Source organism: Atribacter laminatus (genome assembly GCF_015775515.1).
Taxonomy (GTDB): domain Bacteria; phylum Atribacterota; class Atribacteria; order Atribacterales; family Atribacteraceae; genus Atribacter; species Atribacter laminatus.
The window spans coordinates 718,545-740,679 of sequence record NZ_CP065383.1 but is presented as its reverse complement, the minus strand read 5'-3'; the positions used below and the strand labels follow the sequence as shown (position 1 = coordinate 740,679).

Here is a 22,135-nt window from a genome sequence, read left to right as displayed (position 1 = left end):
TCTAAATACTTCAACTCAATCTTAATCCGCATAAATCATTTTTATCGTCATGCCACCATCTACAATTAGATTGGCTCCAGTAATAAAACTGGCTTCTGAGGAAGAAAGGAATAAACAGGCATGAGCAATATCTTCGGGAACACCTACTCGTCCAGCTGGATGTTGTTGATGGTCAATAGTAGTTAAAATTGGTTTTTCTCTCTGACTTTCTTTTTTCCAATCCCTGGTTTCAATCCATCCGGGACTTATGGAATTTACCCGAACTTTTTTAGGAGCAAGTGAGATTGCTAAGGAATGGGTGAGGGAAATCACTCCTCCTTTTGAAGCAGAGTAGGCTTCAGTGTTTGACTCAGACATAAAAGCTCGAGTTGATGCCATGTTAATAATAACTGAACCGGGTAATATATAAGGAAGGCAGAAATGGACCATTAAATATATACTTTTTAAATTAACGTTTAATACCCGATCCCATTCTTCGGGTTTAAGCTCCTCGATAGGTTTATTATCCAAAATCCCGGCATTATTAATTAATATGTCAATAGATTGGCGCTCTTGCCTCAAAAGACCTAAAGTGTTTTTTATATTTTCGGGATTGGATACATCGCATTGAAAGGGTAAAAAAAACTGGAAACTTCGCCATTCATTTTTACATTCCATCAGGGCTCCTTGATCTATGTCCCAAGACGAAACCCAAGCTCCTTTGGTAAGAAACATTTTAGAGATTGCCTTTCCAATCCCCTGTGCTCCACCGGTAACTACCACCGTTTTATTTTTAAAATTCATTGGAATTTCCTCTTTTTATGAAAATTGTTTTAATACTTAAACCAGGTTAAGGTAAATAACTTCCGATTGGAAGTTGATACAAACGATGAACCATAGAAAGAACTGACTCGCTTAAATGAGTATTCCCGAGATTTATTGGATCCATAACGCATCCATCATTGGTATGTCCTCCAAAACCAACTACATGACCAAATTCATGAAGCAGAGTAGCATAGGTAGGACATAAATTTATGTCAGGTAAAATGAAAATTGTTGCTCCGTATATCATTGAATCATTCCCAATATAAACTTCAGCATATCCACAATTTTGGAATAAATTAAGACTATAATCAACGGTTATGATAATTGGGCTTAAGGGATTGAGACTGAGGTAAAAAGAGGTTGGCCCTCCAATCACCTCATTCCATATGTTAAGAATCTCTTGAATATAAGGATATCCAGACATGTCAAAAACTTCAACAATGCCATTAGGCCAACGGGTAACATAATTTTCATCCCAACCATATTTTTTAACCAAAGCATCAGCATCGGTGTCAATTGGTGGAAGGTTTGGTAAAAAGTAGGCTGGAAGATTTTCAAACTGGAATAAGCTTGGTATGCAGGAGGAAATAATGAAAGAAAGAAAAACGAGAGTGAGCCAAGGAAGATATTTTAATAATCGGTTCTTCATATTATTCCATCCCCAAAACCGTTCACTTTAACGGCTGTTGTTATTTTAATTCCAATTAATAGTTACATTCCATCGAGACCTAGAGAAATAAAGCTAAGAATTAGAACAGAATGAGTGGTCTTAGACCTCGAATACTTGTTATTCCATCAGCCAAAAAAATGATTTTTTGATTTTATTTTCAGCGTATTCAGCTTATTACAATATTTTTAATTGAATATTTATGCTCATATTATATCGAAAACAACTTCTTATGAAACCACTTTTATACCACAAGGATATACAATCATATCGTATTAATCGCATTTAGTCTCACAGCCACTTACACTTTTGATTACTCTTGATTAGTATTGCATAACCTATTTTCAAGGAGGAGAATTTATTTATGAATATGAAGCTCATTGGGATTATAGTTTTTTTGGTCTTTTATCTTTTCATTTTGCAAGAAGCTTGGGCTAAAAAGGATTCATCAAAGGAAACAGCTCTTTTTGAAATAAATGCGGAAACTCAGAAAATTATTTCATTGAAAAAAGATGTAGTTTCTTCTCTTGCTTTAAATTTTATCTCAGTTACAACCGACCAGCCCATCTATTGGACTAATGAAGAGGTTCATTTAAAGCTGATATGCCCTATTCGACCACATTCATCTTTTAATCTCCTACTTCAAAAAAAGGATTCAACCCCACAGGAAATTGGACCCGTGACTCTTAATGAAGCTGGGATATTAGTTGAAACCATTCTGAGTGGAAAGGAAAAAAAGCTTGAAGCCGGTGAATATCGTATTGAAGTTCATTCAGAAGATGGTTCTTTAAGTGGATATGCATCATTTTCAGTGGTTGAAGGTGCTTTGGGAGCAGTATCCTTTGCTCATGATTTTAAAGAAGTGACCAGTGCGGAAGAATTAGGTAGCACCTTGGGGGCTTGGTTTTTAGGAAATGCTGCCGGAGCCGGATTGCGCTGGGGTAATGGTTTGAATGTCAAGAATGAAATACGAATTTTCAATCAACCCTTTGAGGGTGAAGCGGTTATAAAAAGCAGGTGTTATCTTCCCGGTTGTGATGGCATTGAAGCAGGACCACCGGTATATATTGATATAAAAAAGGGTCAGCTTGAAACAGTCCTTGATGTTGGTGGGCATTCTGGTCCTTTTGAAATTGAGGTTATTACTGAAAAGGGGACTATCCGATATTTATTTAGCCGTTCGGGTCATATTGAACGGCAGGCCATACCAGTTTCTTCAAGATTAACAAATAGTTTTAGTGTTTCATTAGCTCCTTATCAGGAATCGACACCTCTATTGGGGAGAGGACTTTATGTAATAGAAGGGGAACACCAGGATCAGGATCCTGTTGAATTGCCATCGGTTATTACCAACCAAAACCAAAAATTAGAATTACAAATCAAACAAAAAATTATCAATTCCCGTTTATTTCTTCTTTTTCCTGATAAAAAAGGAAATTTTCAAGTTGAAGAGGTAAAAATTAATGAAACACTGGATAAGGGCCAAAAAATTCTATTAGATGTTCAATCTCCAATGACTTTTATAGCCATAGGTGGTTTTATTGAGAACCAAGCTGAAATTTTTGAAGGGTGGGCGATGATATTTACTGAAACGACTTTCGATATTGGAATAAAGATTCCCAACGAAGGTCATCCCCTGCAAAAAAGCATTATCGAAATTAGTATTTTTGATCGCTTTAATCATCATCCCCTTTTGGCTTATGGTATTTTAGAGGTTTTCGATAATCGTGTTGCTTCCAAAAGTCCACGGGAGCCTTTAATTTCTGCTTTAGGCGATTCATTCCGAAATCTTTCTAATTATCTGGTTTCTTGGAGAGATTGGACCGGAATCATTCGAGAAGAGAGGCCCGCAAAAGGATTGCTAAATCAAATTGCTACTTTATTTATGAGTAAAGATGCTGCAGCTCCATCATCAACTGCTGATGACTATAAAATGGAAACTCCTTTATCAGCACTTTCAGCTAGCGAAGAAATAAATATAACGACTGAATCTGTACCTCAAGAGACAATTCGGGAAGGAGAAAAGAAGGTTGTTTATTGCGGGATATTTCAAACCGATCAAAGAGGAAAAGCAAAAATTCTGGTCGAATTACCACCACAAATAGGTCGTTGTACCGCTAGAGTAGTAGTCATTGATCAATTTGATTATCAAGAAAAAACTCAAATGATTGACGTACAAAAAAAGAACTATATTGAGGTGGATTTCCCTAATATTATAATACCAGGTGCAATGCTGAATCCCCAAATTCAGGTGGTTAATACTGAGCTAAATAGCTTAATTTTGAAAATTTCAGGAGCAGGACTAGCCAAACCAGTTACCTTTACCATTGAGCCAGGAACCACAAATCCATCCTTTCAAATGACCGGGGAAAATTATGGTTCGCTTCTCTTCGAACTTCTTGGCACCCAGGGAAAAATTTTTGATCAACGAGTTGTTGAAATTCATAATGTAGAGTCTTTCCCCACGACATTTACCGATATTTTCGTCTCAGAAGGGAATCCAGTTCTTATTGAACCACATCGGAGGATAGCTGCCTTCTCCAATCCGGCTCAGCTTCTGCGAGGAATGGTTACTACGATAGAAACCAATATTTATTCCTGGTTTGGTCATGCTGAAGCAGTTAGCGCCTCATGTGCATTAAGGGCATTGCTTTTAACTGCTATAGAGAAAAATTTGATTGACGACGAAGGAATGGCAAAAACTCTCATTTCTGAAGTAATAAAGGGGGTTAATGACCTTGATAGTGTTTTTATGGATACCTCTTCAAATTTAATAGCACCATATCCTGGTTTAAAAGGAGAACCACTTTGGAGTATTTGGGTAATGAAAAATTTATCCATTATGATTTCTGCCTTGAAAAATTCTTCAAAATTGATGGAAGAACTTGAACCAACCCTTGATAAAGCCCAAAACCTTGTAAACATAATCATCGCGGAGTTGAAGAAAAGACATTATCCAATCAAAGAAGAAGGTTATTTTGATCCTGAAGAAAATCAAAACGACTTGATTCCAATTGAAATTGATGGGAAGGTAGTTTATAAAACCATCACCGATAAGGCTGTCGTTCATTGGTTTGTGGAAAAAATTTGGCCAGTATATTTCGATGCTCCAGTAAAGAATATGCGGGATATAAATTTAAAATTCATAACTGCTTACGATACCTACCGATTTCTCCGAGCTTTTGAGCGAAGCGGAGTTTATTATTATCTCTTGTTAAATGCCAAAGCTTTGTTTTTACAGAATGATCCACGCTTTTATGAAGTATTCAAGACAATTGCCAAAGGAATGATTCTCACCCAAGATCCGGGAATGATACAAGGACCTGCCCTTTTAGGAGGAGTCTATTCCTCGCCAAATACCATGGTTAAATTCTTAGAGTTACTCCTTTTGATGATGGAAAAAAATGATATTTTGGCCAATCCAGTTCTTCATTTGGAAATGGATGGCAAAACTCAAACAACCTCTTTGGGAGATAAACCCTTTGTATTGGAACCAATAGAGGTTCCCGTTAAATTAACATCGCCAAATTATGTAATTTATCAGGCAGATCGCAATGAATCTATTAGCCTCTTTCATTATCTCACTGATGAAAAGCCGTTTTTCTCGGTAACAACTAGTAGGAATTATTTCTCAGTGGGTGAGGAAGGTACAATTCGAATTGAACTTGATTATGATAAAGACCCTTCTGAATATTATGCGTTGGTTGTGGCTCCCTCAGTACTTTCGATACGTCAAACAACCGATCTCCTTTCGGATTATAAAGGGCAAATTATTTATGGTCAGAAGACATTAGGTGGAGTAAAAATGCAAATGATAACAGCACCATTTCGTGGTGCACGAGAAATGGTGCTAGAAGTTGAGGGAACCTACCAAGGAAAAAGCGAGGGGTTGGTTTTAGTTCGCCATATTTCTAATCCAAATATTATTCAGGCAGTAAAGATACCAGCTATCTCTGTTCAATAGTTATAGTTAGGAAAACCTTTAGTTATATGGTTCTTCTAAGTGCTTAAACCAATCTATTCTGAAAAGACCATAAAATGAATTCTTTAATCTGTCATCCTGAGCCCTGGTTTTTCGAGGGTGTGAGGATGTCATATTTTTTCTTTTTTTAATTCAAAATTATTTTCAAAATGAGATCTTCAGGTCTTTGGGAAAAGAAACACTGGATTGTCGTTTTTATCAACACTTGCTGCTTCTTTTATTCGGTTCACATTTCACTTATTACTACTCATTGATTCGAATAAATGAGATTGCCACGTCGTCCAACCAAAAAACGGTTGACCTCCTCGCAATGACGGATTTAGATAGCTTTTTCATCCTTATCTGTTTCTGAAATACGGCATGAGAACCCATACTGTGAGGATACTGAGAAATCAGTCATTCAGCATCGAATTTATATCCTGCCCCGCGAACAGTTACTATTCTTTCGCCGTGTTGGCCTAATTTTTTTCTAATATTGGCAATATACACATCAACAGATCTATCAGTAATGAATTCGTCAGTTCCCCAGGCATAATTTAAAATCTGGTCCCGGGAGACAATTTTACCTTTATTTTTTGTTAAAAATTCTAAGATTCGATATTCTTTCCAAGAAAGGGGAATACAATCTTCGCCAATTGTGAGAGTAAGGCTATCGGCATTAAGGACAAGAGATCCTATTTTATAAAAAGAATGATCAGTTATGGGTTCAGACAAGCTCCTTCGTAAAACTGATTTTATTCGAGCTAATAATTCACGGGGATGAAAGGGTTTAACTATATAATCATCTGCTCCGGTTTCTAATCCGAGAACGACATCAATTGGATCGTCTTTTGCAGTTAAAATTATAATTGGGACTTTTTTGAGCTCAGGGTCTCTTTTCAGGTAACGACAGAGTTCCATTCCATCAATTCCTGGAAGCATTAAATCCAACAAAATAAGGTCTGGGTGTTGGGAAAAAATTTTATCAAGGAAGGCTTCGCCACTAAAAAAATGATTAACTGAATACCCTTCTTTTTCAAGATAGAGGGTTACCATTTCTGATAAATCTTTTTCATCTTCTACATAAAAAATCAATCCTTTGGTTTCTGACATCTTTTTTCAATCAACCTTTCTTGCACTTTTTACTATATCCCAATGGACCGATGAATTATTGAACATAATAAAACATATTTTTTATTCTACTCATTTAAGTTTCAATTTTAACTAAAAATATTTTTTTCATTGTCTTTTTTTAAACCTGTTCTATAATTTTCATAATAGGTGTAAGAGTTATTAATAAGGTTACGCTTTGATATTTTTCATTATTATATTATTAATTAGGATTTTCCATATTTAAAATTCAAGCTGGGGAAAACGAATGGGGAAAAAAATTAAGCAAGTTAATCGTTTGTATCGATTGCTCAGTCAAGTGAATCAAATTATTGTTAGAGTAGAAGATCGTCAACAGCTATTTGATGAAATCTGTAGGATAGCCGTAGAAGATGGGGGATTCCGCTTAGTCTGGATTGGCTTGATTAACCAGGAAGAGAAAATAATTAGACCAGTAAGTTGGTCGGGGTATGAAGAAGGTTATTTACGAAATATTTTCATATCCACCCAGAACATTCCAGAAGGAAGGGGACCAGCTGGAATCACCATAACCACCGGAAACTATGTAGTGAGTGTTGATATTGAGAACGATCCACGAATGCTTCCTTGGAGGGATGCAGCTTTGGAAAGAGGTTATCGATCCTTAGCTGATTTTCCCCTTATAACCAATGGAAAAATTATCGGGGTTATTTTATTTTATTCTTCAGAAGTGAATTATTTTGATCAAGAAGAAATTCAACTCCTTCAAGGGTTATCAAAAGATATTTCTTTTGCCTTAGAGGTAATGGAAAAAGAAAAACAAAAGCAAAATGCTTTAAATTTACTCCAGCGAGAAAAAGATTTTAATGAACAACTAATCCAAGCTTCCCCGGCTTTTTTTGTTGCTATGGATTCTAATGTCAAAATATTAATGATGAATCCTTGTATGCTTAATGCTCTTGGATATAATCTGGGAGAGGTTCTGGGTAAAGACTACCTTAGCTTCATCATACCTGAAACCGAGAGGTCTAAAGTCAAAGAAATCTTTAATACCTTGGTTTCTTCTCGAGAATCGACCCTGAATGAAAACCAAGTTCTAACAAAAGAGGGTCGGATTTTACTGGTTGAATGGCATGGTCGTTCAATTGTTGATGAGCAAGGGAATACCCTATACTTTTTTGGAGTAGGCATTGATATCACCGAGAGAAAAAAATCAGAAGAAAGGATTGTTTTTTTATCCTACCATGATTCATTGACCGGATTATATAATCGTGCATATTTAGAAGAAGAGATGCGTCGGCTTGATACTCCTCGTCAATTACCCCTTTCAGTTATTATGGGAGATATTAACGGATTAAAACTGGTTAACGATGCTTTTGGGCACAAACAAGGGGATGAGCTTTTAATCTATATTGCTAAAATATTAAAAGAAAGTTGCCGGCAAGACGATGTTGTTGCCCGTTGGGGAGGGGATGAATTTTTAATATTGTTTCCAAAAACCACAACCAAGTCAGTACTTCAGGTAATACAAAGGATTCAAAATCTTTGTAAGGCTGCTGAAAATACAACAATTCCAATTAGTTTGGCTTTAGGTTTAGCAACCAAAGAAACACCCGACATAAGCTTAGAGGTGGTTATCAATCAGGCAGAAGAAAATATGTATCGTCAGAAATTAAACGAAAGTCGAAGCATACATCACGCATTGATAACTTTTTTAGAAGAATCACTTCAAGCAACCACACAAGAAACAAAAGAACATTCAAAACGACTTCAAGAAATGGCTCAACAAATGGGTCAAGCCCTCCATCTTTCTTTTCATCAATTGATAGAATTAGACCTTCTGGCTCGATTGCATGACTTAGGTAAAATAGCCATACCGCAGAATATTTTAAATAAACCGGGTCCGCTCAGCCCTGAAGAATGGGAAAAGGTGAAGCAACATCCCGAAATTGGTTATCGAATAGCTCAATCTTCACCTGACTTGATTTCTATTGGAGAATCAATTTTAGTCCATCATGAAAGATGGGATGGGTCTGGATATCCTCGGGGAATAAAAGGAGAAGAAATACCCCTCAACGCCCGAATTATAACCATTATTGATGCTTATGATGTAATGGTCAGTGGCCGGCCCTACAAAAACCCGATGACGTCTGAGGAAGCATTAAATGAACTTCAAAAAAATGCTGGTACTCAATTTGATCCAATTTTGGTTAAATTGTTTTTAGAGATTATAAGAGAGGATCAAAAAGATCTTGATTAAGTTTTTATCAATTTTTTAAAAATTAAAATAAGAGTCATAAAGTAGATTATAAAAATTTAAATATAATCACCCGGGTATTCCTACTCATGAAAAGAGAGATAATGAGGAATACGTTGAAAAATTTAAAAATGTTAGTTCCAGATTTTGAACAAAATGAATTTCATATAGAGTGGATGAGGTTTGAAGAAGATTCAAAATCACCTGAGATAGTCTAAAAAATACCTCATATTGCTTTTGAAGACGAAGATGTTCTCAGGGGAAAGAAGTCTTAATTGAACTCAATTCTCCTTCAGAAGATGTTTTGGTTGCTTTTATAATTGAAAAGGGTGCTCCGATAGAATTTATTGAGTATAGGAAATGAATTTTTTTAAGATTTTTGTTGCCTTAGAATCATTATTTAAGCTGGATTGTATGACTTTCGGTACCAAAAAACTCCTTGTGTCGAGTTTGCAGTTAAAAATGAGTCAAGGATGGAGTGATTAAAATCAGCGAGAAAGATTTTAAAAAATTTATAGAATTAGCTAAAGAATTTGGTGCATCTGAAGCCAGGATTATTCCTTCTTCCACGGTTAAAACAGCTGGATGGGTTCGGATGAAGTGCCAGTATGGATGTGATGGATTTGGCTCAGGTCTTTGTTGCCCACCTTATACACCGACTCCTCAAGAGTTTAGGGAAACCCTGAATGACTATCAAAACGGACTACTTATTCATTGTCAACCAGGCACGAGTGTGACTGAAATCATCAGGAAATTGGAGCGAGAGATTTTTCTTTCTGGCTATTATAAAGCATTGGGGTTTGGTGCCGGTTCTTGCAACCTATGTGATCCATGTAACCTGGAAAGGTGTTTATATCCAAATGAAGCTCGACCATCAATGGAAGCCTGCGGTATTGATGTTTATGCAACGGCTCGTCAAAACGATTTTCCAATTGAGGTTTTGAAAGATTATAGTTGTAAGGGTAATTATTATGGGTTAATACTCATTGACTAAATAATAAAAAATGAACGGGTCCTTTGTCTCTTTTGAGTAATGGAACCCGCTCATTTTAATTCTAAAGAAAAATATAGTAGCGAAAAACAAAAAAATTACAAGTTCTTGTAAGAGAGATACCAATCGATGTATTCATACCCCATATCTTTCCGTTTGTACATATCGTCTTGGGTTTGTGGTGGCGGAACAATTACTTTTTCTCCAGGCTTCCAGTTAGCTGGAGTGGCAACGCCGTTCTTTTTGCTGGTTTGGAGAGCGTCCAAAAGACGAATGACCTCATCAATATTCCGTCCATTACTCATTGGGTAGTGAATTAAAGCTTTTAAGATTCCTTCATCGTCAATTATAAAAACCGAACGAACTGCTGCAGTGCTTCCAGCGGCTGGATGAACCATTCCGTAAAGATTGGCAACTTTCATATCTAAGTCGGCTATGATTGGGAAAGGAACTTTTACTCCGAAGTTTTTCTCAATGCTTGCAACCCACCCCAAATGAGCATGAATACTGTCGATGCTTAATCCGATGAGCTGAGTATTTCTTTTTTTAAATTCTTCATTGGCTTTACTAAAAGCTACGAATTCAGTAGTACAAACTGGTGTAAAATCAGCTGGATGGGAGAACATAACGACCCATTTATTCGCATAGTCAGAGAGTTTAATTTTGCCGTGGGTGGTAACCGCTTCAAAATTCGGTGCTTTTTCGTTCAAACGAGGATGATGACAGACCTCTTTTACCATTTCTTCCATTATTATTACCTCCTCAATCAACAAATTATTTTATCTACACAGTTATAAACCAAGACCTTTTTTAATTATTCCCATAAATTTTTTTATCTCTATTTTAAGAAAAAAAGTAATCATAAGAATAGAAAAATTTTTATACCATGCTATTTATTTAAAAATATATTTAAGAAAAATAACCTTGACAGAATTTCCTAACGGAAGAATAATCCTTCATACTTGCGGTTAAACTAAAAGAAAAAAGGGAAATAAATAAATAACGTTATGTTTGATTTTTAAGCAATAAAGTCTTATTTTATTACTGATTATGTTGATTTTCGAGAAAATAAATAAATAAAGGAGAATACTATGGAAAAAACCATCAATGGGCACACTAAAGAAGAAGCGATTGCTTTAGCTTTTAAGTTAGGATTTGAAAGTGAAAAGAATCGGACCTCTTGTTCTCAGTCTTCATTCCATGCCATAACCACAGTGTTGGGATATAGGAATCCTATTATTTTTAAGGCTCTATCCCCTTTGCAAGGTGGGGGAGCTGATTCAAGCCTGAATTCATGTGGAGCTTTTTGCGGTCCATTAGTAGTTTTTGGAATGTTTTTTGGAAGAGATTACTCTCTTTGGGAAAAAAGGGGAACGGATTTAAAGGCTTCTATTCTTGGAGAAAAGCTTTTGAAGAAATTCCATGAAACATATGGTTCAGCAATATGCAAAGATATCCAAAGTCATTGTTTAGGGTTTAAGACTCAGTTTATTAAAGACGGAAAATTAGATAAAGAAGCTTTGAAAAAATTTGAATTAAATGGAGGCCATGAAATCGTAGCTCCAACAATTGTAGGTCGTGGAGCTGCCTGGGCAGTAGAAATATTATGGGATGAACTCCCTAAGGACCAGGATATTGATTTGACTGATATCCCCTCAATGGGTGAAGCAGAAAAAATGCTAACAGACAAGATTAAGAATCTTTAAATAATAAAAAGAGAAAATCAAAAGCATAAAAACTTCCCTTTTTAAAAGTTTTGAGTTGCAGTAAGTAAAGAAAGAAATCATCATGGATTAATAGAATTGAGTTAAATTGGTGATGTTTTTAAACTATTGATGAAACCTGAGAGTCATATATTTAATAGTCATCAAATTTACTAAAGAATAAAGAAAGGATGCTATTATTGGAATTTTTTAATAAACACCTTTGATATTTTCGAGCATAGATTGAGAATACTAGTTTAGCAGTCAGGCGCAATTCATTTCTCTCCAACAATCTTTTAAAAATTTTGTAGAAACCTGATTTATCAAACCTGTGGTTTTCCTAATCGGATTAAATAAATATGAATTAATTGCTGATCACAGTTCACCCCGCACCAATTACTTTTTAATAGGAATTTAAAAACTTTTCATACCATTTTGTGGAACCAAATTTAGATGAAAAAAGTTCCATTATTCTATCGTTAAATAGGGTGTATTTTGCGAGATGAGTGTCTTGTCAATTTTACATATTTATCAAAAACAAAACCTAAAAAAAAAGAATTTTTACACGGGGAAGCATCGCTCAAAATAACGTTATTTTGCCTAATCGCAGTCTATAGAAGCCAGACAATCTATCCTTTTTATTGTTGATAGCGATATTATTAATCAGAACTGAAGAAACAGAAAGAACTTTTGAAAGTTAGATTTCCTTGAGGGGGATAAGAAAAATGGTTGAAAGATTGGGAAAAGGATTAGGAGATTCATTGGGACTATCTTTAACTTACTCAGCATCAAAAGTGGTAAATTCTGTTGAATTTGTGGTTTCCGATCAGGATAAGGAAATCCTTCGGACTCTGGCAAAGGAAGTTGCAGAAATTGCTGATCGGCCAATTGAATCAGAAAAAAGAAAATTATGGTATCAGCACAATGATTTGGAAGATACTCGACCTTTGATATTTTGTGACCCAGAAAATGGTTGGTATGAAATAATCCCTCACCATCAACTGCTTTGCGAAGGAGATTTAGCGCGGATATGGGAATTTAAGCTTCGGAAGGAGATTTTCTGGGGAGAAAAAATGAACGATGATCGGGTGATTGAACCAATTTTTAAGGTTCAATATGCCTTTCAAGAAATCAACCGAGGAATGCAGGAAAGTATTATTGGTGGTGCTGATAATGGGTCTTATTGTTGGGATGCCCCACTCAAGGATTATTCAAAATTGGAATCACTTCATTTTCAGAAGATTGAAGTTGACTTCGAACGTACTGGTCGACTTTACAATTTAGCTCGAGAAATTTTTGCTGATATTTTAAAAGTGGAATTAGAAGGATATTGGTGGTGGTCTTTTGGATTAACTTGGTCATTGGTAAATTTACGTGGTATCCAACAAGTCATGCTTGATATGTATGATCATCCTCAGGAACTTCATCAGTTGATGGCTTTTTTGCGGGATGAAGCATTATCTCTATTAGATTTTCTTGAAATGAATAATTTATTGAGTTTAAATAATCAGGGAACCTATGTTGGCTCGGGTGGATTTGGCTATACTCATCAACTTCCCCAAAAGGATTATAATGGAGCCAAAGTAAGAACACAGGATATGTGGGGATTTTCAGAAAGCCAGGAAACTGTTTTAGTTTCACCCAACCTTTTTGCCGAGTTTATTTTTCCGTATCAATTTCCAATTTTAGAACGTTTTGGTCTTAATTGCTATGGCTGTTGTGAGCCGATTGATAAAAGATGGCATATTGTAAGTCAAACGCCTCGATTGCGCAGAGTGTCAGTATCAGCCTGGGCGAATGTGAGAGATCTTGCTGAAAAATTAGGGAAAAATTATGTTTTTTCACGAAAACCAAATCCTTCTGACCTCAGTTATCCCAAAATTGATGAAGAATATATTCGAAAAGGTTTGCGTGAAACTCTGGAAGCGGCACGGGGATGCCATGTTGAGCTGATTATGAAAGATAATCATACTATCGGTCGTAATCCGGACAATGTTATTCGATGGTGCCGAATTGCTCGTGAGGAAGCTGAAAGAATTATGGGATGATTGCCAATGCCAATGTGAGATCTGATTATTTATTTTAAAATAGATTTAATAACCGGTACCGAGGACAAGTTGATTATAAAAAGACCTTTGAAGATAATTAATAGTTTATTTCATTTTTTTATAATCTATCAAATAAAAAATGTGCTGTTTAGTGCAACAAAAATCATAAATAACTAGAGTTTAGCGAAGGTTAATTCGGTAAGTGCAAAGACTTGTGATGGGTGTTATTTTTTCACTTATCTTAACCTTTTCCATCAAAGGAGCATGAGCGATTAGGTCAACCTAAGTAGTGCTTTCCCGGGTGAGGATCTCATATTTATTTCATAAAAAATATTTGGTAAGAACTGATGGTTACTTCACTATTTTCCTGAAGATAATGATTTGGCTTTGTGTTGAGCATTTTCAATACTTTCCAGCCCACTGAGAGAAATGAATGTTTATAACGATATTTAAAGATAAATACAAATGAAAATATGAAGAAATGTAAAGCCTTTCTATTTTTCTTGATTTTACTATCATTTGTTTGGTTAGCTACTTCCTTGGGTATGGCAAAAAGCCCACGGCATATTCTTCTTTTAAGTTCTTATCATCCTGGTTACAATTGGAGTAAGCAGATCGTTCCTGGAGTCCTGTCGGTTTTAGGAGATGAAATTGATCTGGTAATTGAATATATGGGTTCTGAAAGAAAAACTGGGAATCTTCATTACCAAAAATTATATGAACTCTATCAACATAATTTCGAGGATACACAATTTGATGTAATTATCGCTACAGACAACGAAGCCTTGGAATTTTTATTCCACTATCGTGATTTGCTATTTCCTGGAACGCCGGTAGTTTTTTGTGGTGTGAATAACTATGAAGACGGATTATTGAAGGATTATTCTCTCTATACTGGGGTAGCAGAGAATATAGATATAAAAGGAACATTAAATGCTGCTCTTACAATCCAACCAAATACCCAACATGTTTTGGTACTTGTGGATCGCAGTACCAGAACTGGACAAATTATTCGATCTCTTTTGGACGAGACAATTCATCAATTTGAGGACCGACTCATTTTTAATGTTTTAGAAACCAATGATTTTGCTACAGTTTTTGGATGTATCACTGCATTGCCTGAAAATAGCATTGTCCTTCTTATGAATCCTTACTTAGAATTATCGGGGAGTTTAATCCCAATCCAAAGAAGTACAGATATGATTACTCATTACTCAACAATTCCTGTTTTTAGTATGTGGGATTCCTTTCTTGGTTATGGAATAGTAGGCGGTATTTTTGCAGATGGGTTTTCTGAGGGGAAGGCTGCAGCCAATATGGCCTTGAGTATTCTTCAGGGAAAGCCCGTTGAAGACTTGCCAGTTATTACTATGAGTATCAATTCTCTTATTTTTGATTATAATCAACTTGAACGCCTCAATATCTCCTTGAATAGGCTTCCAGAAGGGAGCCTTATAATTAATAAACCAGTTCCTTTTTATGTTCAATATAGAAAATGGGTTTGGGCGACTATCTTAATATTGAGTTTTTTTATTATCACCATTTTTTTTCTCGTTCTTGGAATAAGAACCAAATCCCGGGCAGAAGCTCTTATTCGTCAGAATGAAGATCGTTTAAAAATAGCGTTAGAGGTTAGTAATACTGTATTATGGGATTGGGACATAATCAATGGGAATTTAACATTTATTGATAATGATATGGAAAGAACCATCCAATATGACGATTGGGAGAAATCGATTCATCCCGAAGATCGGGAGCAGATTATTAATAATATTAAGATGCACCTATTAGGGTATTCTGATGATTATCGTGCTGAATTTAGAATTCTTTCAAAATCAGCACAATGGCAGTGGATTTTTGCTGCCGGGAAAGTAGTTGATTACGATTCTCAAAATGTTCCAGTAAGAATGACCGGTATTCAATTGGATATAACCGAAAGGAAGTTATTGGAAAGAAAAGTTTTAGAAGTGAGTCGAAATGAAAGGAGGAAAATTGGTCAAGACCTTCATGATGGATTGGGACAAGATCTAACTGGAATAGCTTTTTTGGCGAAAGCACTAGAAAAAAAGCTGTTGTCCAAGTCAGCTCAAGAAGTTGGTGATATTTCAACGATATCTTCTTTGGTAAAACAAGCGATTTTAAAAACCAAAAATTTAGCTCGAGGACTTTGCCCTAATGATTCTGAGTCAGAAAATTTACCCTTTATATTAGAAAAATTACTATCGATGACATCAGAAACTTTTGGAGTTGAATACTCTTTTAAATGGAATCAATCAGTACTTGTTGCAGATAATTTGGTCATAACACAACTTTATTATATTGCACAGGAAGCCTTGCACAACTCAATACAACATGGGAAAGCCACCAATGTTTCAATTTCTTTATATTCATCAAATGGGAAAGTAATACTTGAAATACGAGATAATGGAATTGGAATACCGAGTGATGCTCAAGAAGGATTGGGATTACAAAGCATGAAATATCGAGCAGAGTTGATTGGAGCTCAGCTTAATATAAAAAAAGGAGCAGATGAAGGGACTATCGTGTCTTGTATTTTTAATAATTAATAAGTTGGTGTAATAATGGCAAATCCAATAAATAAATATCGAATTTTTATCATCGACGACCATCCGGTTGTTATAAGAGGACTCTCGAACCTTATTGATCAAGAAAAAGAATTATGTGTTTGTGGAAGCTCAGTTGATACAAAGGATGTTATTGATGAGATTAAAAAGCTTAAACCAGATTTAATAATTCTTGATATTTCATTGAAAGATTTGAACGGACTTGAGTTTTTCAAGGAACTAAAAAACAACGCTCTTGAAATCCCAGTGTTGGTATTATCAATGCATGACGAAAACCTCTATGCTGAAAGATCTCTTCATGCAGGAGCCCGGGGTTTTATTATGAAACAAGAAGCACCAGAAAAAGTTATATTAGCAATCCAAGAGATTCTAAAAGGGAATATATATTTAAGCGATAAAATGAAGAAGATTATAATTGAACAATTTGCCTCTCAAGATATTAAGAAAAATAATTTTTCTGGTATTAAGACTTTGAGCGAACGAGAGCTCGAAATATTTGAAATGATAGGGAAAGGATTAAGCAGCCGACAAATTGCAGAATCCATGTTTTTAAGTATAAAAACTATTGAAACATACCGTGCGAGAATTAAAACGAAGTTAAATTTAAGTTCATCGAACGAGCTTTTACAATTTGCAATTCAATGGGTCCACGCGGTTTCGGGTGACTGAAGTTCTTTTCAATAGCTTAATGGCTAAATAACTTTTATAAATCAACAAATCCAACACTGAGAAATATGAATATTTCTAAAAGCCTTTTTTATATACTTCCTCATTTTCTATTTATTCTTATATTTAACTCTTCGCTTTCCAATGGAAAATCCTCTTTTTGGTAGGTTCAATACACTTTTTTGCTCCTTATCAGGGAAAACCCTTACACGCCTATCGGGGAATTTGATAAAAAAAGCTCAAAATAAACCCGATAGACAAAAAGCTGATTTTTATTAAAAATAAATAAAGTTTGGTGTTGGTCCTTTCTGCTGGAGGTGGGTTAAGGTGGATTTAAAAATTCTTCAAGAAATAAGCGATCGTCTTTATCATGCGAAAAAAGATCGTAAACCAATAGAACCAATTACATCTGAATATCCGGAAATAGTTTTTAGTGATGCCTATAAAATACAGTCCCTCAACCTGGATCGGGAAATGAACTTAGGTTTTAAAGTCATTGGAAAGAAAATTGGATTAACTAGCAAAGCGATGCAAGGGATGTTTGGAGTTTATGAACCAGACTACGGGGTGATCCTTGACAATATGGTTTTTAACGATGGAGATACTTTAAAAATTGATCAATTTATCTCTCCCAAGGTAGAAGCAGAGATTGCCTTTGTGTTTAAAGATGATCTGGTTGGACCGGGGGTAACTCCGGTCAAAGTCCTCCAAGCCACCGATTTTGTTTTTCCGATATTGGAACTGATTGATTCAAGAATAAAGGATTGGAAAATACAAATTTACGATACCATTGCCGACAATGCTTCAGCATCGGGAGTTGTGATTGGTGGAGTTAAAAGAATTATTGATTTTATTGATTTAAAATATATTCCTCTAATTTTTAAGAAAAATGGTCAAATTTTTGATACTGGCATTGGAGCTAATGTGACGGGGGATCCAGTTTATTCAATTTCATGGTTAGCCAATAAATTAGCTGAATATGGAAGTTCGATCAAAGCAGGAGAAGTTGTGCTTTCCGGAGCTATCACCAAAGCAGTGAGTGTAAATCAAAATGATTGGGTAACTGGCGATTATGGCGATTTTGGCGAAATCTCCATTGGTTTTATTTAAAATGAAGGAATCTAATTTTCTAAATATAGAAAAACGGTGGTGAGCTTTCTTTGGCCATAAATAACAAAGTTCCAGTAGCAATAATCGGTCCGGGGAACATTGGAACCGACCTCATTTATAAAATTGAACGAAGTAGATATATCCGGGTTGGTTTGGTTGCTGGTGTTAAAAAAGATTCAACCGGGATTCTTTTAGCTCAAGAAAAAGGAGTTCCGGTGAGCTTGCTGGGAGCAGAGGGTATTATCCAGGATTTATCACCCATTGTAATAGATGCAACGAGTGCAAGTGTTCATATAAAAAATGCACCATTATTTAGAGAATTGGGGAAAAAGGTTATAGATTTAACTCCGGCAGCCCTTGGTCCAAAGGTAATTCCGGTGATTAACTTGAGTGAAAATTTAGATGAATTAAATATCAACATGGTCACTTGTGGTGGTCAAATGAGTATCCCTATTGTTAAGGCGGTTTCTCAGGTCGTCGAGATTCCCTATAGTGAGGTAATATGTACCATTGCTAGCCTTAGTGCGGGACCAGGGACCAGACAAAATATTGATGAATTTACACAAACTACGGCACGTGCAATTGAAAGTTTGGGAGGAGCGCAAAGGGGGAAGGCAATTATTATATTGAATCCAGCCGAGCCACCGATTATTAGCCGAGCCACTATTTATTGTTTGGTTGATGAGGATTTGAATGATAAAAAAGAACAAATTGAAGCCTCAGTTGAAAATATGACCAAGAGGCTACAAACTTACGTTCCGGGATACCGTTTAAAAGTACCTCCACAATTTGATGGCAATAAAGTGACAGTTATGGTTGAAGTAGAGGGAGCTGGTGATTTCCTACCAAAATATTCGGGTAATTTAGATATTATGACTTCAGCTGCAGTAGCTGTAGCGGAGGAGTTCGCAAAGAAAATGAGTAAGGAAGGAAGACCATGAAAGCCGAAAATATGGGAACGATAAAAATTGTTGATACCACGCTCCGTGATGGAAGTCATGCAATGAGTCATCAATTTAATGAAGAAATGATATCGAAAATCGTTAAAGGATTAGACGAAGCGAATGTTTATGCAATAGAAGTGAGTCATGGGGATGGCATGGGTGGTTCGAGTCTTCAGTATGGCTTCTCTCTTTTAAGTGATAGTGAAATGCTAGAAGTAGCAAAACCCAATATAGAACAATCAAGATTGGCAATTTTGTTATTACCGGGGATAGGAACAAGAGATGATTTAAAAATTGCCGCAGAGCATGGTGTTAGAATGGCTCGGATTGCAACTCATTGTACTGAGGCGGATATTTCCGAGCAACATATTGGTTTAGCTAAGAATTTAGGTATGGAAGTAGCCTGTTTTCTCATGATGGCACATATGGTTTCTCCTGAAAAATTGTTAGAGCAGGCTTTGCTGATGCAGAGTTATGGCGCAGACGTGGTTTACATTGTTGATTCTGCCGGAGCCCTTCTTCCGTCTGGCGTAAAAGAAAGAGTTAAAAAACTTTGCGAAGGATTAAAAATCCAAGTTGGTTTCCATGGGCATAATAACCTAGGATTGGCTATTGCAAATTCACTGGTTGCGGTTGATTCAGGAGCGTCCTATATAGATGGCACACTCAGGGGTTTAGGTGCGGGAAGTGGAAATGCTCAAATAGAAGTTTTAGTTGCAGTTTTTGAAAAAAGCGGGTATTCAAGCGGTGTAAATTTTTATTCCATAATGGATACCGCCGAGAAAGTTCTTGAACCATTTATGAAGCGCCCTCAAGTTATAAAAAACGATTCATTAATGTTAGGCTATGCTGGGGTATACTCCAGTTTTCTTCTTCATACCCTTCGTGCAGCACAAAAATACCAACTTGATCCTCGGGATATTATTGTTGAAATTGGTAAACAAAAGATTGTTGGGGGCCAGGAAGATATCATTATTAATGTAGCTTATGATTTATATAAAAAAATGAATAAAAAATGAGAAGTAGGAGGAAAAAACTATGAAATTTAAAAAAGTTTATGATTTAACTCAACCTTTCTATCATAATTGCCCAGGTTGGCCGGATTTTGCGCCTCCAAAAGTTGAAAGAATGCTATATATCCCAAAAGATATTTGTAATGTCGAAACAATGGAATTTAACACTCACACTGCCACTCATATTGATGCTCCCTATCATTTTCTCCCTGACGGAAAGACTCTTGATCAAATACCAGTCGAAAGATTTATTGGAGAAGGTATTGTCCTTGACCTCCGATTTAAAAAAGAAAATGAATTTATTACGGTGGAAGATTTAGAAAAAGTTGGTTCCAAAATAAAAAAAGGCGATATTGTTATGTTAGCGACTGGGTTTGGGAAAGCTCGTGGTTTTAATCACAAATATTTAAAAAATTTTCCGGCAATTAATGGGAAAGCAGCACAATGGCTTGTTGATCGGCAGATTAATATCCTTGGTGTTGATACCCTTGGTGTTGAAACCTATGGTTTTCCAGAAGGCCCACTGGTTCATAGAACCCTGTTGGGAGCAGAAATTTTAATTCTCGAAGAATTATTTTTAGAACCTTTATTTTCTGCTGCAACGCAAAGATTTACCTTTATCTGTCTGCCAATTTTGCTTAAAGACGCTGGTGGTTGTCTAGCGAGAGTTGTTGCCGTTGAAGAATAATTGTGAAGAGAGGTTATAGAAAAAATAAATTGGGAGGGCTATTAGTTTGGGCAATAATGGTGGTACAGCACCGGTTTTGGAAGCCAAAAAGATCATAAAAAAATATCCGGGCGTAGAAGCACTTAAGGGGATTAATTTCGATCTCAAACCAGGAGAAGTTCGGGGTCTTTTAGGAAAAAATGGAGCAGGGAAGAGTACTTTTATTAAAATAATTTCCGGATTAGAAGAAAAGACCAGTGGAGAACTTTTTTATTTTGGAGAAAAATCAGAAATAAGAAGCGTTCAGGATTCTGAAAGACTTGGATTTCGCTTTATTTCGCAAGAGCCGGCATTGATGGAAGATTTAAGTATTGCAGAAAATATTGTATTCAGGGAAAAGGAACTGCATGGCTCAATTAAAAGGGTAAACTGGAAATCATTATATAAGTTTGCTAAGGAACGTTTGGAAATATTTAATCTCACTTGGGATCCTAAACTTGAAGTAAGGTATTTAACCATAGCAGAAAAACAAATGCTTTTAATAATTCGAGAAATATTTTCAACCGGTGCAAAAATTATTGCATTAGATGAAGTTACTGTTTCCCTCTCTCTGGATGAAATTCGTCTCCTTTATGATGTGATGCGAAAACAAAAAAAGATAGGCCAATCATTCATTTATATATCCCACGAAATTGATGAAATATTTCAAATCTGTGACTCAGTAACAGTCATTCGTGATGGAGAAGTGGTTTTGTCTGAAAGTATTGATGATATCAACCATAATGATCTTAAAAAAGCCATTGTAGGAAAAGATATTGAGGAAAAACAGAAGTCTGATGAACTGGATGTCAATGTCAATTTTGATGAAAAACAATCAAGCGAATCAGTACTTTGCCTGAACAATGTATCCAATACAAAATTGAAAAACATTCATTTTAATTTATATCAGGGGGAAGTTTTGGGAATATATGGTTTAAGAGCATCTGGACGAACTGAATTGTTAAAAACTATTTATGGACTCCTTCCGGTGCAAGAAGGATGCATCATGTTCAAGGGGCAAAATATAGTATTCTCCTCTACGAATGATTTGATCAATAAGGGTATTGGCTTTGTTCCTGAAGACAGGAGCGAAGGTTTATTTCTTGGGAGGCCAGTAGATGAAAACTTACTTATTTCATCTACTCAAAAACACTTGAAGCCCTCTAATTTGTTTATTGATCGAATTCAAGAAAAGAGGATATTTGAGGAAGTTGCCGAAAAATTTCAGATAAAAGCTCATTCACCCAAAGCAGAAATTGATTATTTAAGCGGTGGAAATAAACAAAAAGTAATGTTTGGTCGCTGCCTTGCTGCTCACTCACAACTTTACTTAGTCGATGAAGGAACAAAAGGTATAGATATAGGAGCAAAAAATGAAATATATAAGATAATCAGACAGCTGGTTGCTGGAGGTACATCGGTAATTTTTACTTCTTCCGATTTGGAAGAGATTATTCACATTTCAGATCGAATAATGGTTTTGCATGAAGGAAAAATAGCGCAAATTTTATTAAAAAAAGAAGCCACAAAAGAAAAGCTTTTACATTACGCTGATGGAGCAGTGGACTCAATTACTGAAAAAGAAGGCTGA

The 22,135-nt window shown here is 35.8% G+C and carries 16 protein-coding genes; 12 read left to right on the top strand and 4 right to left on the bottom strand.

Annotated features, from left to right (window positions below; all coding sequences use genetic code 11):
- Window positions 1–21: 21 nt before the first annotated feature.
- Complete coding sequence (locus RT761_RS03535; protein WP_218112707.1) at window positions 22–783, bottom strand: SDR family oxidoreductase; 762 nt, start codon at window positions 781–783, stop codon at window positions 22–24.
- A 46-nt stretch (window positions 784–829) separates the two neighbouring features.
- The gene (locus RT761_RS03530; protein WP_218112706.1) at window positions 830–1,453 is read right to left on the bottom strand and encodes a zinc metalloprotease; all 624 of its coding nucleotides are present in this window, start codon (window positions 1,451–1,453) and stop codon (window positions 830–832) included.
- 382 nt (window positions 1,454–1,835) lie between these two features.
- On the opposite strand from RT761_RS03530, the gene RT761_RS03525 reads away from it, so the two are divergent.
- A complete protein-coding gene (locus RT761_RS03525; RefSeq protein ID WP_218112705.1) occupies window positions 1,836–5,435 on the top strand; it encodes a hypothetical protein in 3,600 nt (1,199 codons plus the stop codon).
- A 414-nt stretch (window positions 5,436–5,849) separates the two neighbouring features.
- Here the strand turns inward: RT761_RS03525 and RT761_RS03520 are convergent, their stop codons facing one another.
- Complete coding sequence (locus RT761_RS03520) at window positions 5,850–6,545, bottom strand: response regulator (protein WP_218112704.1); 696 nt, start codon at window positions 6,543–6,545, stop codon at window positions 5,850–5,852.
- A 265-nt stretch (window positions 6,546–6,810) separates the two neighbouring features.
- Between RT761_RS03520 and RT761_RS03515 the strand changes: the two genes are divergently transcribed.
- Both RT761_RS03515 and RT761_RS03510 read left to right on the top strand, forming a co-directional pair.
- Complete coding sequence (locus RT761_RS03515; protein WP_218112703.1) at window positions 6,811–8,781, top strand: HD domain-containing phosphohydrolase; 1,971 nt, start codon at window positions 6,811–6,813, stop codon at window positions 8,779–8,781.
- Window positions 8,782–9,256: 475 nt separating this feature from the next.
- A complete protein-coding gene (locus RT761_RS03510; protein WP_218112702.1) occupies window positions 9,257–9,772 on the top strand; it encodes a DUF2284 domain-containing protein in 516 nt (171 codons plus the stop codon).
- 95 nt (window positions 9,773–9,867) lie between these two features.
- On the opposite strand, the gene RT761_RS03505 is transcribed toward RT761_RS03510, so the two are convergent.
- Window positions 9,868–10,518 carry a peroxiredoxin gene (locus tag RT761_RS03505; RefSeq protein ID WP_218112701.1) on the bottom strand — a complete coding sequence of 217 codons (651 nt, stop codon included), beginning with the start codon at window positions 10,516–10,518 and terminating at the stop codon, window positions 9,868–9,870.
- Between the two features lie 342 nt (window positions 10,519–10,860).
- Here RT761_RS03505 and RT761_RS03500 point away from each other — a divergent pair, with 342 nt between their 5' ends.
- The 9 genes from RT761_RS03500 to RT761_RS03460 all read left to right on the top strand — a co-directional run bounded on the left by RT761_RS03500 (window position 10,861) and on the right by RT761_RS03460 (window position 22,135).
- Window positions 10,861–11,475, top strand: coding sequence for a C-GCAxxG-C-C family protein (locus tag RT761_RS03500; protein ID WP_218112700.1), 615 nt, complete (start codon window positions 10,861–10,863; stop codon window positions 11,473–11,475).
- A gap of 722 nt (window positions 11,476–12,197) precedes the next feature.
- Window positions 12,198–13,520, top strand: coding sequence for a hypothetical protein (locus RT761_RS03495; RefSeq protein ID WP_218112699.1), 1,323 nt, complete (start codon window positions 12,198–12,200; stop codon window positions 13,518–13,520).
- A 473-nt stretch (window positions 13,521–13,993) separates the two neighbouring features.
- Entirely contained in the window at window positions 13,994–16,087 is a 2,094-nt protein-coding gene (locus RT761_RS03490) for an ABC transporter substrate binding protein (RefSeq protein WP_218112698.1), read from the top strand.
- A 15-nt stretch (window positions 16,088–16,102) separates the two neighbouring features.
- Window positions 16,103–16,774, top strand: coding sequence for a response regulator (locus RT761_RS03485; RefSeq protein WP_218112697.1), 672 nt, complete (start codon window positions 16,103–16,105; stop codon window positions 16,772–16,774).
- A gap of 324 nt (window positions 16,775–17,098) precedes the next feature.
- Window positions 17,099–17,881, top strand: a complete 783-nt coding sequence (locus tag RT761_RS03480; RefSeq protein ID WP_218112696.1) for a 2-keto-4-pentenoate hydratase — start codon at window positions 17,099–17,101, stop codon at window positions 17,879–17,881.
- 50 nt (window positions 17,882–17,931) lie between these two features.
- Window positions 17,932–18,822, top strand: a complete 891-nt coding sequence (locus RT761_RS03475; protein WP_246465227.1) for an acetaldehyde dehydrogenase (acetylating) — start codon at window positions 17,932–17,934, stop codon at window positions 18,820–18,822.
- A complete protein-coding gene (gene dmpG, locus RT761_RS03470) occupies window positions 18,819–19,844 on the top strand; it encodes a 4-hydroxy-2-oxovalerate aldolase (protein WP_218112695.1) in 1,026 nt (341 codons plus the stop codon). Before RT761_RS03475 ends, dmpG begins: the two co-directional genes overlap by 4 nt.
- A gap of 19 nt (window positions 19,845–19,863) precedes the next feature.
- Window positions 19,864–20,526 (top strand): cyclase family protein, encoded by a 663-nt coding sequence (locus RT761_RS03465; protein WP_218112694.1) that lies wholly within the window; start codon window positions 19,864–19,866, stop codon window positions 20,524–20,526.
- A gap of 46 nt (window positions 20,527–20,572) precedes the next feature.
- On the top strand, window positions 20,573–22,135 hold the full coding sequence (locus RT761_RS03460) for a sugar ABC transporter ATP-binding protein (protein WP_218112693.1): 1,563 nt from the start codon (window positions 20,573–20,575) through the stop codon (window positions 22,133–22,135).